Annotated in this window: 12 protein-coding genes and 1 tRNA gene; 11 read left to right on the top strand and 2 right to left on the bottom strand. The window is 61.6% G+C overall.

From position 1 onward, the window contains the following. The first annotated feature begins 116 nt into the window (after positions 1-116). The 7 genes from BE0216_RS06545 (at position 117) to BE0216_RS06515 (ending at position 10,661) form a co-directional block, all read left to right on the top strand. The gene (locus tag BE0216_RS06545) at positions 117-839 is read left to right on the top strand and encodes a LytR/AlgR family response regulator transcription factor (RefSeq protein ID WP_094635943.1); all 723 of its coding nucleotides are present in this window, start codon (positions 117-119) and stop codon (positions 837-839) included. Then, entirely contained in the window at positions 836-2,221 is a 1,386-nt protein-coding gene (locus BE0216_RS06540; protein ID WP_094635944.1) for a GHKL domain-containing protein, read from the top strand. The genes BE0216_RS06545 and BE0216_RS06540 overlap by 4 nt, the downstream gene beginning before the upstream one ends. Before the next feature lie 157 nt (positions 2,222-2,378). Then, positions 2,379-3,923, top strand: a complete 1,545-nt coding sequence (locus tag BE0216_RS06535; protein WP_094635945.1) for a family 43 glycosylhydrolase — start codon at positions 2,379-2,381, stop codon at positions 3,921-3,923. After that, the gene (locus BE0216_RS06530) at positions 3,920-4,618 is read left to right on the top strand and encodes a hypothetical protein (RefSeq protein WP_226805722.1); all 699 of its coding nucleotides are present in this window, start codon (positions 3,920-3,922) and stop codon (positions 4,616-4,618) included. Before BE0216_RS06535 ends, BE0216_RS06530 begins: the two co-directional genes overlap by 4 nt. 46 nt (positions 4,619-4,664) lie before the next feature. Further along, the gene (locus BE0216_RS06525; protein WP_094635946.1) at positions 4,665-7,559 is read left to right on the top strand and encodes a glycoside hydrolase family 3 protein; all 2,895 of its coding nucleotides are present in this window, start codon (positions 4,665-4,667) and stop codon (positions 7,557-7,559) included. Between the two features lie 489 nt (positions 7,560-8,048). Beyond that, a complete protein-coding gene (locus BE0216_RS06520; RefSeq protein ID WP_094635947.1) occupies positions 8,049-8,972 on the top strand; it encodes an alpha/beta hydrolase in 924 nt (307 codons plus the stop codon). 378 nt (positions 8,973-9,350) lie between these two features. After that, positions 9,351-10,661, top strand: coding sequence for an ATP-binding protein (locus tag BE0216_RS06515; protein ID WP_094635948.1), 1,311 nt, complete (start codon positions 9,351-9,353; stop codon positions 10,659-10,661). A 408-nt stretch (positions 10,662-11,069) separates the two neighbouring features. Here BE0216_RS06515 and BE0216_RS06510 read toward each other — a convergent pair whose 3' ends face one another. Next, on the bottom strand, positions 11,070-11,696 hold the full coding sequence (locus BE0216_RS06510) for a hypothetical protein (RefSeq protein WP_094635949.1): 627 nt from the start codon (positions 11,694-11,696) through the stop codon (positions 11,070-11,072). 201 nt (positions 11,697-11,897) lie between these two features. Beyond that, a complete protein-coding gene (locus tag BE0216_RS06505) occupies positions 11,898-13,550 on the bottom strand; it encodes an adhesin (protein ID WP_226805721.1) in 1,653 nt (550 codons plus the stop codon). A 371-nt stretch (positions 13,551-13,921) separates the two neighbouring features. Here BE0216_RS06505 and BE0216_RS06500 point away from each other — a divergent pair, with 371 nt between their 5' ends. From BE0216_RS06500 to BE0216_RS06485, 4 genes are all read left to right on the top strand, one after another. Then, a complete protein-coding gene (locus tag BE0216_RS06500) occupies positions 13,922-14,359 on the top strand; it encodes a hypothetical protein (RefSeq protein WP_094635950.1) in 438 nt (145 codons plus the stop codon). 377 nt (positions 14,360-14,736) lie between these two features. Beyond that, positions 14,737-15,960: a putative ABC transporter permease gene (locus tag BE0216_RS06495; RefSeq protein ID WP_094635951.1), complete on the top strand. Its 1,224-nt coding sequence runs from the start codon at positions 14,737-14,739 to the stop codon at positions 15,958-15,960. 354 nt (positions 15,961-16,314) lie between these two features. Continuing rightward, positions 16,315-16,593, top strand: a complete 279-nt coding sequence (locus BE0216_RS06490) for an Lrp/AsnC family transcriptional regulator (protein ID WP_094635952.1) — start codon at positions 16,315-16,317, stop codon at positions 16,591-16,593. Positions 16,594-16,774: 181 nt separating this feature from the next. Continuing rightward, a tRNA-Lys gene (locus tag BE0216_RS06485) sits at positions 16,775-16,847 on the top strand. Positions 16,848-17,154 lie beyond the last annotated feature (307 nt).

Below are 17,154 nucleotides of genomic sequence, written 5' to 3'. Positions count from 1 at the left end.
ATGGTTTTCCTTGATTTTCCAAGGAAAACTGGCGTCTTCGCATGTGGTCGCGGAGTGGCTACCTTGAAGCCGTCAGTTATGATGGGCTCGGGGCGTCGAGGCTCCGCCAGGAGGTGATGGAAGCGGTGATACAGGTCGCCATCGTCGAAGACGAAACGGAATACGCGCGCACGCTTGAGAACTACCTTACGCGATACGGCGAGGAGATCGGCGAACGTTTCGTCATTACCCGCTTCCCCGACGGCGAGGACATCGTCGCGAACTACCGCACCGCCTACGACATCATCCTTATGGATATCGAAATGGCTTCGATGGACGGCATGACCGCCGCCGAACGCATCCGCGAGATCGACCGCGAAGTCGTCATCATGTTCATCACCAACATGGCCCAATACGCGATCCAAGGCTACAAAGTGGACGCGCTCGACTACGTGCTCAAACCCATCTCCTACTTCGCGTTCACCCAACGGCTTGGCCGCGCGATCTCCCGCATGCGCCGCCGCGAGGAGACCTACGTGACCATCACAGCCAAAAACAGCACCAGCCGCGTGCCCGTCTCGTCGATTCTGTGGATCGAAAGCAGCGGCCACCGTCTCGCCTACCACACCAAGGAGGGCGTGTTCGAATCCACCACCGCGTCCATGAAGGAGGTGGAGGAGCGGCTGCGCGACGAAGGCTTCTTCCGCTGCAACAAAGGCTATCTCGTCAACCTCGCCCACGTGAGGGGCGTCGAAGACGGCTATGCGAAGGTCGGCGGCGACCTGGTGATGGTCAGCCGCGCCAAACAGCGCGAACTGCTCGACGCGCTCGCCAACTATCTGGGCGCGGTCGCCAAATGAACAGCGTCGGCGTCATCCCCGATATTCCGAAAATCTACACGGCGCTCGCCGAATGGCTGTCGTGCATGGTGATCATCGGCCTATGCGTGCGCAAGCTGCCCCGCCCGCGCGATGTGGCGGTGGCGGCGGTCTCGCTCGCGGCGTTGGTTCTGGTGCAGATCGGCATCGGCATTGTGCCGGTGGCCCTGTGGCTGCCGGGTATGGCGATCGCGTTGGGCATCATGCTGCTGACGATATGGGCGTGCTGCCGCTTCACCGCCGTCACCGCCGTCTACTGGCTGATGCGCGCGTTCCTGCTCGCCGAATTCGCCGCGTCCATCGAATGGCAGCTGTACTTCCATATGGTGTCGCGGTACGGCTGGAGCCAGGCCGTTTGGGTGCAGGCGCTGATGCTGCTGGTGGTGTACGGCGCCGTGTTCGGCGCGGTGGTGCTGCTGGAGCGGCGGCCCGACCTCGCCGCGCCCGACGTCACCGGACATGAGCTGCTCACGGCGGTGATCATCGCGGACACCACATTCGCGTTGAGCAATCTGAGCTATGTGTCCACCGCCACCCCGTTCACCAGCACCATCGGTACCGAAGTGTTCAACATCCGCACACTGGTAGGGTTCGGCGGCGTGGCCTTCATGTACGCCTTCCATATCCAATTGTGCGAGAACCACGCGCGCAAAGAGCTGGACTCGATCCGCAACCTGCTCGACATGCAATACGCGCAATACCAGCAGTCGAAGGAAAGCGTGGCCGTCATCAACCACAAATACCACGATCTCAAACACCAGATCGCGGTGTTGCGGCGCGAAAGCGACCCGGACCGGCGCGAACGCTACCTCGACGACATCGAACGGGGCATCAAAACATACGAGGCACAATACAAAACCGGCAATGCGGTGCTTGACACCATGCTCACCGCCAAAGGACTGGTGTGCGCGAAGGACGGCATCGAGCTGACCTGCGTGGCCGACGGCGCATTGCTCGCGCGCGTGAACGAGATGGATATCTGCACGATATTCGGCAATGCGCTCGACAACGCCATCGAATACGAACGGCGTATCGCCGACCCCGCCAAGCGACTGATCCACGTCTCGGTCTCCGAGGCGAACGGTTTCGCGCTCGTGCGCGTGGAAAACTACCTGATGGACGCGGATACCGGCGCGCTTGGCGGTGTCGGTGCGGGGCGTGGCGCCGACGGAGGTGCCGGCACCACGCGTGCCTTGCCGGCGTCGGCGAACGATGATCTGCCCGCCACCACCAAACGCGACAAGCGCTACCACGGCTTCGGCCTCAAAAGCGTGCGCCACACCGTCGCCCAATACGGCGGCACCCTCACCGTCGGCCCCAAAGACCACTGGTTCGAACTCACCGTGCTCCTGCCCCTGCGATAGCTTTACGCCGCCGTCATTCCGAGCGGAGTCGAGGAATCTCACCACTTCGTTCGTGCAATAAACTTTCCGTTTGTGCAACGGTCGCCTATGCCGCGCCCGGCTTTGCGAATATGGTTCCAACATCAATGTGGAGTTTTCGACGACGAAGGAACCTAACGTGAGCAACCAAGCGTTCAACCCCTATCTGCCGGCCGGCGAGTACATTCCCGACGCCGAACCGTACGTGTTCGGCGACCGGGTCTACATCTACGGCTCGCACGACCGCTTCGGCGCTCCGATGTTCTGCGTGAACGACTACGTCACCTGGTCCGCTCCGGTAGACGACCTGAGTGACTGGCGCTACGAGGGCGTGATCTACCGCAAAAACCAGGATCCGAAGAACCGACTCGGCCTGCGACTGCTGTTCGCGCCCGATGTGACCGTCGGTCCGGACGGCCGCTACTACCTGTATTACGCCTTCGATTTCATGGGATTGATGGGCGTGGCCGTGGCCGACCATCCGGCCGGACCGTTCGAATTCCACGGCCACGTGCATTACCCCGACGGCACCCTGTGGGGTCGGCGCAAGGGTGATTCCTTCCCCTTCGACCCCGGCGTGCTGGTGGACGACGACAACCGCGTCTACCTGTACTCCGGCTTCTACACGCCCGTGCCGGCCATCGCGACCGGTGGCCGCAAACTCGGCTTCGACGGCGGGTACGTGCTCGAACTCGAAGACGACATGGTCACCATCAAAACGCCGGAGAAGCTGCTGTTCCCCAAGTCGGGGCCGGGCTCCTTCGCCGGGCATGAGTTCTTCGAAGCCAGCTCGATGCGCAAATACGACGGCCGCTACTACTTCGTGTACTCGTCCCGACTCAACCACGAGCTGTGCTATGCGGTCTCCGATCGGCCGACCGAAGGCTTCGAGTTCGGTGGCACGCTGGTCAGCATCGGCGACGTGGGACTTAAGGGATACGTGGACGAGAAGACCGCCTCGAACTACACGGGCAACACCCACGGCGGCATGCTGCGCATCGGCGACGACTTCTACACCTTCTACCATCGTCAGACCAACCGCAGCTCCTACGCGCGCCAAGCCTGCGCGGAGAAGCTGGAGGCCACGCGCGACGAGCGGGGCGTCTGGCGGTTCGCCCAGGCCGAAGTCACCAGCTGCGGACTCAACGGCGGACCATTGCGCGGCAAGGGGATTTACGAGGCGCGCATCGCCTGCAACCTGTGGAGTGCGGACGGGGCGGGCCGATACGACGGGTCGAATCCGAAGAAGCGGCTGGCCGCGCATCCCTACTTCACGCAAGACAGGCGCGACGTGAACCCGGCCGCGGTCGGCGCGACGCCGGTCGCGAGGCAATACATCGCCAATATGCACGACGGCGCGGTCGCCGGATTCAAATACTTCGACGGACTCGACCAAGTCTCGTCGATCGCGGTCACCATGCGTGCCCACAAGGGAGACGGCGCTCGCGGGCCGGCGCAAGGCGTGATGCGCGTCAGTTTCGACCCGGACGGCGGGCGCGTCATCGCCGAAATCCCCGTGCAAACGGGCGAATCCGCGGCGGGGGCGGCGTGGGGCGCGTACAGCGCTCCGGCCGAACCGCCTGCCGTCGGCGACCGGCCGGCCGCCCTGTACTTCACGTACCGGGGCGAGGGATCCATGGATTTCCAATCGTTCGAACTCAACTCAAAGGAGGTGAAACAATGACGCAGAACACAGTCGGAATCAACGTTGAGGCCAGCGTCGGAGCCAACGTCAACGGCGAAGTCGGCGGCGAATCCGGCGCGGGCGGTGGCGTCGCCATGCAGGGCAACGCCGTCGTGCGCGCGGTCAAAGGCTGGTGGGCGGCGTTCGACGCCAAGCATCACGGACTGGCCGAGTTCATCATGTTCTTCATCGTGTGCAACGCGGTGACCGTGCTGCAACTGGTGCTGATGCCGGTGCTCAAATGGGCGTTCGGCTTCACCGCGCTGGTCGACACCACGTTCCAGGTGCTCCCCGTCGGGCAGAACATCGATGGCAGCGCCTACTACGTGTTCGACTACGCGGCCGGTTCGATCGCGTCCGGCGGTGGCGGCGGACTCGCGTACTTCCTCGCCGTGGAGATCGCGATGGCCGTGGCGCAGGTGATCAACTTCATCACCCAACGCAACGTGACCTTCAAATCCACCGGCAACGTGTGGAAGGCCGCGGCCTGGTACGTGCTCGCCTACGCGATCATCACGATCGGCGCGGCCGCGCTGCAGGGCCTGTACAAAGCGCCGCTCTACGGCTGGTGCATCGGCGTGATGGGCTCCGGCACCGGTGCCACGGTCGCCGACCTGGTGACCATGCTCATCAACTGCGCGATCTCGTTCTGGGTCTTCTACCCCATCATGAAGATCATCTTCAAACAAAAGTAACTGTTCAACAAACAACACAAGAGAAGAAATCCAAAGGAGGATTGACATGATTGCGGCATCACCTGAGATGTTCATCAATTATTGCATCGCGCTCGTAATTGTTTTAGCAATCGTCATCGTGGCATCAGCCATTGCACTGACCATACATATGCGACGAAAGAAGCAAGTTGGAGTGGTGGTTGCAAAGCATGTTGTCGCTGGGAACGCGCTGCTGGGGACTGTGGCTGTCGTCGTCGTTGGCGCGACCGTGGCTTTGAATCTGCTGACATCGACATACTCGGCGAATATCGATAGTGTGTTCACTAAAACCGATCAGGGAAGTGTGGAAGTCGCTACTGATAAAGACGACTGGTATGACCTGATTGATCGCATCGGCGGCGAGGGTATGACGTTGATGCGTAACGATAATGGCGCGTTGCCTCTGCAATCGCAGCAAGTGAATCTATTGGGCTCTGCCGCATACAATCCGGTGTATAGCGGTTCCGGTTCGGGTAGCGTCTCCGCAGGCGACTCTATTTCCATCATCGGCTCGCTGAACAGCGCCGGTATCGAGACCAACAGCGCTCCGGTTGATGAAGCCGTATATTCTGTCTCCGAGCCCACCGGCGAGGATCTGGGATATCAAGCGGTGAGTCTGTCTAATGATGAGGTGCCGGTTGATTCCTTTACCGGTACAGCGTCATTCGAAGCGATGCGGGAATACTCCGATACTGCGATTATGGTGCTGGGGCGTTCCGGCGGTGAAGGTGACGACCTGACCATGTATGGCACCGTGGATGGTGCGGATTATCTGCAGCTCAGCCCCAACGAGCGCGACATCCTCCAGCGGGCGAGCGAGACGTTCGACACGCTGATTGTTGTGGTGAACAGCGCCAACGCTTTGGAAATGGGATTTCTGGACGAGTATGGGGTGGATGCTTGTGTGTGGGCCGGCTTGCCTGGGCCTTATGGCTTCAGCGCGCTTGGCAAAATCCTTACCGGCGAAGTCAATCCGTCTGGCAAGCTGCCCGACACCTGGCTGTATGACAATTACAGTAACCCGGTGAGTGAAAACTTTGGCGAGCAAGAAGCCTCAAACCGTGAGGGCAGCCACTATGTCGACTACGTCGAAGGTATCTATTTGGGGTACAAGTGGTTTGAGACCGCCTACGCCGAAGAAGCAGTGATCACCAATACCAAGACGCAGAGGACCTATGACTACGGACGGGACTACGACAGCATAGTGGCGTTCCCGTTCGGATATGGCTTGTCATACACGACTTTTGAGCAGCATATCGTAGGTGGTCTGCAGGATGGTTCCGCCATCGAATCGGACGGTACCGTCAGTGTCGATGTCGAAGTGACGAACACCGGCGCTGTGGCCGGCAAGGAAGTGGTGCAGCTGTATGTGACGGCTCCCTACACGGATTACGATCGCCAACACGGAGTCGAAAAGGCGGCGGTCTCGCTGGTCGGCTATGCCAAAACCGACGAGCTGCAGCCTGGCGAATCTCAGACGTTGACGGTGGAAGTCTCTGTGGAGGATCTCGCTTCGTATGATTCCACGTATGAAAACGCGGATGGAACGACCGGCGCGTATATGCTGGACGCAGGCGAATATGTGTTCTCGGTCCGCGCCAATGCGCATGAATCGTATGGACAGGTGTCCGGACACATGCAGGAACAGTATTTCTTCTCCGGAGACAACAAACGTTCCACGGACGATCAGCAGGCGTACAACCAATTCGATGATGCCGCACGTGGCATCTATCTGTCCCGTCAGAACGGTTTCGCCAATTACGCGGATGCAATGAATTCCGTGAGCTCTGAACTCAAGTCCACTGCGTTTGAGGATGACCCCAACGCCTACGATGAGTCGTACGACACAATGGTGACGCAAACTATGCAGGAAGGCGTCGACTATGCCGTCGACGGTGATCTGACTTTGGCGGATATGGCCGATGTCGACTATGACGATGAACAATGGCAGGAGCTCATCTCGCAGTTGACCTTGGATGAGCTGCAGGCGCTGGTCGAGGATTCCGCATACTCATCTCCGGAAATCAAGTCGATTGACAAGCCGGAAACGACGGACGCCGACGGGCCGCTGGGCATCGCGTGGATGTTCGGCTCCGACCTGAAGGGCGTTGCCTATCCAAGCATTCCATTGCTGGCGGCCACGTTCAATACGGAGCTGGCGCAGGAATTCGGCGCTCAGATGTCTGATCAGTGTCATTCGCTCGGTCTGACGGGATGGAACGCACCTGCTATGAACATGCATCGTTGGGCCTTCTCTGGAAGGAACTATGAATACTATTCCGAGGACTCCTATCTCTCCGGACGTATGGCTGCTGACGTGGTGGAGGTCACTCGAGAGAACGGTCTGAACACCTATATCAAGCATTTCGCATTGAATGATCAGGAGACGGAACGTTCCGGTCGACTCCACACCTACAGCAACGAACAGGCCATTCGAGAAATCTATCTCAAGCCGTTTGAGATGGCGGTGAAAGATGGCGGCACCACCGCGCTGATGAACAGTATGAATTTCATCGGTGACGACTGGGTTGGCACTTCCGAAGCGCTGATGACTGAGGTGTTGCGCGATGAATGGGGCTTCCGTGGGAAGACAGTCACCGATATGCCTGAAGATGAACTGGTGCGTGGCTCTGCGGATGCGGCGTTGCGTGCGGGCACTGATGCATGGTTGCTGATCGGTGGAGGTGTGGATGTCCGATGCGAAACGGATGCGGATATCTACTACTTGCAGCAGGCCGCACACCATATTCTGTATATGGATTCGCGCGCTCAGTTGATCGGTTCCCGTACGCTGGATTGGCATCGGTATGTGATCATAACCAGCGTGGAATTGGTGATGATCGCCGTGCTGTGCATCGCGGCTCTGATACTGTGCAACCGCAAGCTCAAGACTGTGGTGAAGGAGGTGCCTGCCGCCGAGTGACGGCTCTCCAATAGCTTTTCTTCCTTTCTCTCCTGTTGCGATCAGGCGGTTGACGTGCTTACGTCGACCGCCTTTCTTTATCCTCCTGAGCAGAGGAGGGTTCGTGGCGGCAACCGGTGGTCTGGACAGTCCTATCTACGTTAGCGGTAGTGGATTTTCGTGTCCGCGGAAGTCGATCTGCGTTAGCGGCGGTGGTCTTTAGGGCATACGCCCCGTATCAGGCTTGGTATTTCAGCGAGTATAGACGAGATGGCGGCAAAGGAGCACTACCGCTAACGCAGATCGACTTCCGCGGACACGAAAATCCACTACCGCTAATGCAGGTAAGTGCAATTGGGCGGTTTGTACGTCGAATCGCGGCATGAACATGCCCCGCTCGGGGTGGTGACAAAGGGGTGGGGGCGAGACGATGAGGTGTACTTTGGCCGCCCTTTCAGCTGTGCGGGTCTATGGTGGGGTGCATGGGATAGTCGGCGAAAGGCGGCGGATATGGAACTCGATAGGCTTGGTCGCAAACTGCTGCTGGACGCACTGCGGCTGAAGGACGCGGGGGAGGTGTGGGCTCGGGTGCGGGCCTACGGGCATGTCTACGATCGGCTCGAAACACATCTCGATCTACCGTATCTTGCCGACGGCATCCGTGCTCATCGGCTGGATGTGTACGGCGATACGCAAGGGGCCGCGGGGCCGGTGCTGGTGGTGATTCACGGCGGCGGATGGGTGGCCGGCTCCAAGGCGACCAACGAATCGCAGGCGAAGTATTTCGCATCGCGCGGCTTCCGTGTGGTCAATATCAACTACAGGCTGCAGCCCGAAACCGACTTCGCCGGGCAGCTGGCGGATATCTTCGCGGCGCTCGACTGGGTGGCCGCGCACGCGCGGGACTACGGCTTCGACATGGATCGGCTGTTCGTCACCGGCGACAGCGCCGGCGGGCATCTGACCCTGCTGACGGCGTTGACGGCAAGCTCGCCGGCCTTGCGGGAATACTACGGCGTGCGCGCGGACGAATGGCGGATCCGCGCGGTGGCCGTGTCGTGCCCGGCATCGGATCTGCGCGGCGACTGGAGTCAAGCCGAGACGTCGTTCAGGCTGCTCGGTTCCCTGCTGTTCGACGAGCCGCGCAAAGACGCAGAATACGCGCGTATGGCCTCCATCGAATATGTGCTCCCCATGGGTGAGCTGCCGCCGACGTTCATCCTGACCACGCCCGACGACGCCTTGCTATACGCGCACACGCGACGGCTCCACGAAGTGTTGGATAAACGCGGCGTCGCCCACCGCTATCGGGAATACCACGCGCAAAACCGCGCCAAACTCCAGCACGTCTTCAACGTCACCAACCCCGAATGGCCGGAAAGCCGCCGCGCCAACACAGACATCCTCACCTTCTTCAATGAACTCCAGCCATAGCGGCCGTCATTTCGAGCAGAGCCATGTATTTCCACCTCCATTCGGAACGACGGCGTGATGGCTGCATCGTCATGCCGAGCGGAGTCGAGGCATCTCTGGCGAGTGGGAGGGTGGAGATCCTTCGACTCCGGCCTTACGGCCTCCGCTCAGGATGACAAGGAGCGGGCGGCTTTCGTTCAGGATGACGTTGATGATGGCTGCATCGTCATGCCGAGCGGAGTCGAGGCATCTCACTCCAGTGATGACATAGATGTAACGATTCGGATTTTGGTAGTTAGAGAATTCGGATTATTGTAGTTGGAAGATTCGGATTTTGGTGGTTGAGAAGTTCGGATTTTTGTCGTTGGTGGATGTCCGATGGGTAAGAAAGGGCGGAATATGGCCGAACAGAGAGCATCCCAAGTCAAACCCGAAGGCTATCGCCCGCGCATCGTTGACGAACAGATCGAACGCTACATGCGCATATTCGGCGCGGTGGAGATCGCCGGAACCAAATGGTGCGGCAAGACATGGTCCGCGCGTCAGCATGCGGAAAGCATCACCTATGTGGACCGCGACAACAATCTCGCGCTCGCGGCTGCGGATCCTTCCCTGATGTTGCTCGGCGAGCGGCCGCACGTCATCGACGAATGGCAACTGGCGCCCGCCGTGTGGGACGAGGTCCGTCATCAGGTCGACGACGAACCCGGCAGCAAGGGGCAATGGATTCTGACGGGATCCTCCACGCCGCGTGACGACCAGCGGCCGCAGCATACCGGTTCCGGTCGCATCGGGCGCATCCGCATGAGTCCGATGACCCTGTCCGAAACCGGCGACTCCACGGGGGAGGTCAGTCTTGCCGGCCTGTTCGCAGGCGAGTTCGCCCCCACGAAAGCCGAAAGCAGCACAACCAAACTGTTGGACATGGTCTGCCGCGGCGGTTGGCCGGAAGCGCAATCCATGCCTGTGTCCGACGCCCAGGTGCTGATTCGCGAATACGTGCGTCTCACACTGTCCGAAGGCGTGCCCCGGCAAGGTAAAGACTCCGAATCCGCGCGAAGGCTGCTCAACTCTCTGGCGCGCAATGTCGGTCAATCCGTGACCTTCGCAACCTTGCGCAAAGATATGTACGGCGCGGAAGAGAATCTTGACGACTTTATCTCCGCCCGAACGGTTTCCGAATACGTGGCGATGTTCGAGCGGATGTTCGTGATCGATCCCGTGCCAGGATGGGTGCCACCCGCGCGTTCACCCAAACGGTTGCAGACCAAGGCGCGTCGGTATTTCGCCGATCCCTCCATCGCGGCCGCGGTGCTCGGCATGGGGCCGGCGGCGCTGTTGGCGGATTGGCAGACGTTCGGGTTGATGTTCGAAAACCTGTGCATGCGCGATCTGCTGGTGTACGCGCGCGCCTTGCCGGACATCGGCGTGGAACCGGTGCGGTACTACCACGACGATTCCGGCTTGGAATGCGACGCGATCATCGAGCTCGCGGACGGACGTTGGGCGGGCATCGAAATCAAAGCTAGCCAAGACAAGGTGGATGAGGCGGCGGCCAACCTGAACCGGCTGAACGCCAAACTGACGGAAAGCACGGGCGCGCGTACGCGGCCTCCGGAATTCCTGGCCGTGCTTATCGGCGTGGGCGACTTCGCCTATCGCCGCAATGACGGCATCTACGTCATCCCCATCACCGCACTCGGCAGATAAAAAGGTTTCGCGTTGCCAAGCCGTCTATCTTGGCGGGTGTCTACTGGTATCACGCCCGGCAGGATAGACGGGCGCTCGCTGCACTTACACTGCTGGCGACTTGCCCGTGGCGTGTGGCGCGCGCCTAGCAGGTAGGCGGGGCATTCACTATCCAATATTCGTGTGCACGATTATGCGCGCACCGTTCGCCATCTGAAATGCACGCCGAAAACATCGTTTTTGAGTTTGGTGTGTGGGCTTGTCGAGCCTCGCGTGGGTAAAACGATTGATTTGAAAGTTTGGTGTGCGAAATCGGCCTTGCTTGGAGAATCCGGCACACCAAACTCGTTCCCACCTCTTTTCGGGGGCGGTTTCGAATCCGGTTGGGGCGTCGTTGGGGCGTGTTTGGCAACGCCCCAACCGATTGGTCTAGATGGTCATAGAGGAATCGCCGAAGGCGTTGGTGCCAGCGTCGCTATCGCTGCTGGAGTTATTGCTGCCGGTGCTGCCGCTGCCAGTGTCAGCGCTGTCTCCGCCGGATTGGCCGCTATCGGAGGAACCGCCTTGCGACATGCCGTCGGGTGCGCTTTGGCCGTCGCCGGATTGGCCGCCGAATCCGCCCATGCCTCCCATATCGCCCATGTCGCTATCCATATCGCCCGGCATTTGCATTTCCATCTGTGTGCTCGAGGTCTGCCCGACCAGCGCGTTGACCGCGAGCGCGCCGCCCGCGCCGCCGACCAGTCCGCAGGCCAGCGCAATGCCGACGATCATGGCGATGGTTTTTCCTCCCAGCGTGGACTTGGCGTTTTTCGCCTGCGCGCCCGCGTTCACCCCCGCGCCTGCGGATGCCGACGGATACGGCGTATAGCCGCCGTATGGGGTGCCGCCATATGGCGCGTCCGCATAAGCACCGCCGTACTGGGGTGTTCCGTACTGAGATGTTCCGTACTGAGCCGTGCCATACGGGTAGGTGTTCTGTTGTGTGCCTCCCGCAGATGTGTTGGTAGCGATGTTCGGCTGTTCGTTGGAGATGGAAGTGGTGTTGTCGGTCATGGGATGTCCTTTCGTATGGCCGCGAATAAAACGCGGCCGAATGATGGGATGGTCGTGTGGTCGTTGGGTTATGTGGCTGTGTGATTGTGTGATGTGTGGTTATGTGGCCGTGCAGTCACGTGACCGTGCGGTTATATGACCGTGCGTGCGACCGCGCAGGGTCGGGAGCGGGCCTCAGCCCTGTGCGGTGACGCCGCCGCGCTACGTCATGCTCCACGAGGTGGAGGTGCCGAACTGTTCGTCGAAGTCGCTGCGGTCGATGAGGTCCTCGCTGAGTTCGGTGTATTCGCCGGTCTGCTCCTCGCCGACGGTGGTGCCGTACTCGCCGGTGACGGTCACGGTCACGTCGCTGGTGCCGGAGACGATGGTTTCGCCGCCCGCCACGATGCTCACCGTGCGTCCGTCCTCGTCCACCACACTGCCGCCGTCGGCCACGTTCAGCGCGGATACCGTCGTGTCTTCGGTCACCACCCAGGTCGAGGTGCCGTCCACGTTCACGGTGATGGGCGCGTCGGTGGTGGCTTCGTCCGTGGCACTCGCGTTCTCGGTGATTTCGGCCGCGCCCGTCCAAGTCGAGCCCTCCAACAGGTTGAGCGTGACCGACGAGATTGTGTCGGCGGCCACCGTGCCGGCGAGCGTCTGGTTTCGGCCGGTGAAGGTCACGGTCGCGCCGTTCGAGCCCGCCTGTCCCCAGTTGTTCGCATCGTTGCCGGCCGCGGTGATCAGGGCCGCCTTGTCGGTGTCGAAGTCGAGCGCGGTGTTCGAGAGCACCACGTCGGCGGTGGTGTTGGTGAAGTAGAACATCGAACCGGATTCGATGGCCGATTTCAACGTGGAGTCCTTCACCTGGAAGGTGGCGTGCTCGCCGGTCGAGGTTTCCGCGTCGCCTGAGGTCGACTGGTAGATGATCACGGCGTTGGCGACCGGATCGCTGGCGGTTTTCTCGGTGATGGTGCTTTCCAGCGTGGAGTCGTTGATCAGTATGGTGTTGTATCCCTCCATGCCGGCGATCTGCGATCCGCTCGCCGTGCCCGTCACGCCGGTCACCTGCACGTCGCCGGTGGAATACAGCAGCGGCGAGCCCGATCCGGCCGTGCTCAGGTCGGCCGTGTTCAGCGAGATCGATCCGCCGCCGCGGTCGGTGGCCACGGTGGCGCTATGGTCTCCGGCCGTATCGGCGGTGATCGACGCGGCGAGGATCGTGCCGCCGTAGGTCGCGTCGAGTCCGCGCGAGTTGTCGGCGGAGGTGGTGATGGTGGTGTTGTTGACGAGCGCGGTGCCCGAGTCGGTGGCGAACACGCCGTTCGACCCGTCCGAGTCGGCGGTGAGCGTGGAGTCGCTGATGATGGTTCGCGACCCCTCGCCGACGGTCAGCGCGATTGAGTTCGTGCCGTAGAAATTGCAGTTGTCGGCGTTATCGGAATCGCCGCTTTTGTTCAGGGTCGCGTCGCTGAGCGTGAGCGTGCCGCCGTTTTCGGCCAGGGCCACGTTCTGGTCGGTTTCGCTGGCGGCGGTGGTTTCTCCGTCCGATTCGACGCTTTCCCCGTCGGCGGTGAGCGCGGCGGAGTAGGTGCCGGAATAGTCGAAGGTCATGGTGTCGGCACCGCCGCCCATGCCGCCGGGTTGGCCGGTCATGACGCCGGGGGCGCTCGTGTTCGCCGCGTTCGCGCGGATGAGCGCCATGCCCGCGGCTCCGGTGCCGAATCCGACGACCAGCGCGCTGGCGGCGGTGATCGCGGCGAGCCTACCGGTGTGGGCCGTGCGTGCGCGGACCGTACGCGTGCGGCTCTGCGACGGCCGATGGTGGGGGTCGTCGCCGGAGGTGCGACTGTGGTCGGTGGTGAAGCCATTCATTCTGGGACTCCTTTCGTGAATGCTGCGGCATGCGTGCCGCCGTGGTCGACGAAGTCGGTATGGGTGGCGGGCGGTTTCGTTCCGATCTGTGAGTGAGATAGGTGAGCGGGATAGGTGGGCTAGGTGTTCTAGTGGGATAGGTGTTCTGCATACGAGTGAACCGCATTGGCCCGGTTGTCCGCTGTGGCTGGGCGGGGCATGCTCTGCGAGCTTCGCCGATGATTTCCGGATGTTTGCTGAACGTTTGCTGGATATGATGAGCCCGCGCCGTAGCCCTCCGCTTGGGGTGATGAGGCCGCGCGAAGGTCGCTGCCGGCGAATCGCCGGGGTCGGGGCTAGACTGTGAGGGACGTACTCACAAAGGACATATCATGGCGAATGCGATGAAGCATGACAACAACTATCTGCGCCAGCAGAGGGCGGCCGCCGTCGCCTTTCAAAAACGCACGCCGGAACGCGCGCTGATCTGGGCCGGCTCCCTCTATCTTGCGGGCATGGCCGTGGTGCTGGTGCTGGGCAGTATGGGGGTGATCCCCTCCGCGGACGGCACGCTGGTCGGCGGCGGGCAGGTCGGCTATGTGGCGATGTACGCCGTCGCTTCCATCGCCGTCGCCGCGGTGAGCGCGTTCGTGGCCTTCAAATACATCGTTCCGGGGCATCCGAACCGCAAAGTGGTGTATTGGCTGGTGTTCGTGCTGGTGTTCTCGCTGGTCACCTTCGATACGTTGGCGTTGATCGTGTTCGCCGTCGCGCTCGGCTTCTACGCCACTCGCGACCGCAGGCCGAAAGACGGCACCGCCAAGCGGTAGCGGCTGAGCCAGGCCAAAATCCAACGGTTGCCGGGTGTGCCGCCGGTTGTGCCGTCGGGCGTACCGCCGGGCGCGCTGTCGGTTGTGTCGTCGGGTGTGCCGCAGGTTGTGTTGTCGGGCGGACTGTCGGTTATGCCGCCGATTGCGTCGCCGGGTGTACTTCCGGTTGTGTTGTCAGACGTGCTGTTGGGCGGACTGTCGGACGTGCCGCTGGGCATGCCGCCGAGCGGCTGTCGGGTACGCTGTCGGGCGTGCCGCTTGGCTCCGTCGTGCCCGCGCGGCCCCCGCCGATAATCTCCGTTTCCTCCGTTTTCTCTGTCGTTCCCGTCATCTCCGCCGTCTGCGGTATCGCGGGCGGCCTGATAGCCTAGGGAGCTATGAGTGAAGTGACGAACCGGGGGATTGCCGAAGCCGATGTGAACGGCGACGGCGTGATCGACATCGACGACAAGCGACTGCCGCTGGTAGCCCGCATCTACGGCGCGCTGGTGCTGCTCAACGGCATCATGACGGCGCCCGCCATCGTGCTGTCCAGCGCGCACGCGACGCGCGAGGTGATCGCCGGCCGTATGAACGTGGACTTCATGGACCTGACGTTCATGCTGACCGCGGCGGACACCGTGCTGCTGGTGGTGAACGCGACCTGTCTGGTCGTCTTCGGCGCGTTGCTGCTGCGCAACAAGCGCAAGCACGCTGCCCGCTGGGCCTATACGCTGATCCCGCTCACCATCGCCGAGGCGATGTTCTCGCTCGCGTTGCAGGGCATCGGCGGCAATCTGATCATGCCCGCGATCCAGCTGGTGATCCTCGTGACCATCTCGATCGTGGCGGATCCGGCTCTGCATGAGGAACGCCGCCTGCACCGCACCCTCAGGCGCATGGACGAGCGCGACAACTATTGGGACGCCGTGCGCAAAGGCATGCTCGGCCGCGACCAGACCGGCAAAGGCTACATCTCGCTGGACTTCTTCAACGTGTTCTGGCTGTTCCTGATCGGCTGCGTGTTCGGCCTGGTGGTCGAGACGATCTACCACTACATTCTGTTCGGCGAATACGAGGACCGCGCCGGCCTACTGTGGGGGCCGTTCTCGCCGATCTACGGCTTCGGCGCGGTGATTCTGACCGCCTGCCTCAACCGCCTGTGGCGCGCGAATCCGGTGGCGATATTCCTCGCCTCCGCGGTGATCGGCGGCGCGTTCGAATGGTTCGTCAGCTGGTTCATGGAGGTGGCGTTCGGCATCACCGCGTGGGACTACACCGGCCAATGGCTGTCGATCGGCGGGCGCACCTCCGGCAAATACATGCTGTTCTGGGGTGTGCTGGGCCTGCTGTGGATCAAGCTGATTCTGCCGTGGCTGCTGTGGCTGATCAACAAGATCCCATGGAAGGTGCGCTACTCGCTCACCACGGTCTGCTTCGCGCTGATGGTGGTCGACTGCGTGATGACGCTGATGGCGCTCGACTGCTGGTTCACGCGCGTTTCCGGCGAACTGCCCGACTCGCCCATCACCCAGTTCTTCGCCGATAATTTCGGCAACGACTTCATGGCCGACCGTTTCCAGACGATGAGCATCGACCCCACCAAGTCCGGCCGCGCGTAAGCGTTTCCCGGCAATATGCAACCGTCCACCGGCAAGGTCGACCAAGTCCGGCCGTGCGTAGGCGTTTTGCCGAACGGTCGGTGCGTGCGGTCCTCATTCTGATCGGGGCCGTTCGTGCGCGGGCGCGGCGGGCGTTGCCGGGTTGGTGCGAGGGGTGTCCGGGGCGCATACGGAAACACGCAACGCGTGGGAAGCCTTGTCGTCATTACTGAAGGGCGTCCGCGGGCACATGCGGAAACACGCGTCGCGTCGGCCGCCGCGTAGCGCACGAAGGCGTCCGTGCGCATACGGAAACGCAGCGCGTCCGCCTATAATGAGTGCTGGCGGAACGAATAGCGAAACAAAGGAGTTGTTATGACGAACGCAATCGTGCTGATTGATGTGGCCAGCGGCAAGGTGAACGAGGTCGCGCAGGCGATCGCGGACATCCCCGGCGTGCGTGAGGTGTATTCGGTGGCCGGCGATATCGACCTGGTCGCGGTCGTCTCCGCCGCGGACCATGACGCGCTCACCGACGTGATTCCCGGCGGCATCGCCAAGGTCGACGGCGTGACCCGCACCCGCACGCTGATGGCGTTCAAAACCTACTCCGGCAAGGAGATGGCCGCCGCCTACGAACTCGGTCTCGACTGAGTCCGGCGAGGCCGCGCCTTAGCCCTGTCCTCATGAGCCCTGCGAATGGTATGGGATGCCTACCGTGTTGCGGGGTCTTGGTCTGGTCCGCATGGGGTCGGCATGATTGCGACGCGGCTTCGGTTGAGTTTGGCGTGTCTCACGATTCGTTGTACAATATCCCACTGGTGCTACGCACCGTGCCCCTCTAGCTCAACGGTTAGAGCAGCGTCCTTTTAAGTCGTGGGTTGTGGGTTCGAATCCCACGGGGGGTACTGTCGCCTCTGGGGCTTCGGCTCCAGAGGTTTTTTGCGTTTCTTGCATCATGTCCAGTCCTTTGTCGATAAGTTCGCGGACCGCCTCGCTTCTGGTGATTCGCCGCTTCTTTCTGTAGTCTTCGATCCGCTTGTCGCGTTCGTCATCCAGTCGCACGCGTATGACGTTCGACGCGCGGGAGGCTCCGACGGATAGCGGTCTGCCGACCGGTCTGGCGGCGGCCGCTGCCAGTTGCCGGTCCGAATAGCCTCGTTGCGCTTCCTTGGAGGCTTCGTGGAGCATTCTCGCTTCGTCCGCGTCAAAGTC

The organism is Bifidobacterium eulemuris (assembly GCF_014898155.1).
Classification (GTDB): domain Bacteria; phylum Actinomycetota; class Actinomycetes; order Actinomycetales; family Bifidobacteriaceae; genus Bifidobacterium; species Bifidobacterium eulemuris.
The sequence above is the reverse complement of the archived record's forward strand: the minus strand, read 5'-3'. Positions and strand labels throughout refer to the sequence as shown.

What these genes read in the sequence shown, in the direction of transcription:
- BE0216_RS06545 (WP_094635943.1), top strand. Translation starts at nt 117, where the DNA reads ATGGAAGCGGTGATACAGGTCGCCATCGTCGAAGACGAAACGGAATAC.
- BE0216_RS06540 (WP_094635944.1), top strand. Translation starts at nt 836, where the DNA reads ATGAACAGCGTCGGCGTCATCCCCGATATTCCGAAAATCTACACGGCG.
- BE0216_RS06530 (WP_226805722.1), top strand. Translation starts at nt 3,920, where the DNA reads ATGACGCAGAACACAGTCGGAATCAACGTTGAGGCCAGCGTCGGAGCC.
- BE0216_RS06525 (WP_094635946.1), top strand. Translation starts at nt 4,665, where the DNA reads ATGATTGCGGCATCACCTGAGATGTTCATCAATTATTGCATCGCGCTC.
- BE0216_RS06520 (WP_094635947.1), top strand. Translation starts at nt 8,049, where the DNA reads ATGGAACTCGATAGGCTTGGTCGCAAACTGCTGCTGGACGCACTGCGG.
- BE0216_RS06515 (WP_094635948.1), top strand. Translation starts at nt 9,351, where the DNA reads ATGGCCGAACAGAGAGCATCCCAAGTCAAACCCGAAGGCTATCGCCCG.
- BE0216_RS06510 (WP_094635949.1), bottom strand. Translation starts at nt 11,696, where the DNA reads ATGACCGACAACACCACTTCCATCTCCAACGAACAGCCGAACATCGCT.
- BE0216_RS06505 (WP_226805721.1), bottom strand. Translation starts at nt 13,550, where the DNA reads ATGAATGGCTTCACCACCGACCACAGTCGCACCTCCGGCGACGACCCC.
- BE0216_RS06500 (WP_094635950.1), top strand. Translation starts at nt 13,922, where the DNA reads ATGGCGAATGCGATGAAGCATGACAACAACTATCTGCGCCAGCAGAGG.
- BE0216_RS06495 (WP_094635951.1), top strand. Translation starts at nt 14,737, where the DNA reads ATGAGTGAAGTGACGAACCGGGGGATTGCCGAAGCCGATGTGAACGGC.
- BE0216_RS06490 (WP_094635952.1), top strand. Translation starts at nt 16,315, where the DNA reads ATGACGAACGCAATCGTGCTGATTGATGTGGCCAGCGGCAAGGTGAAC.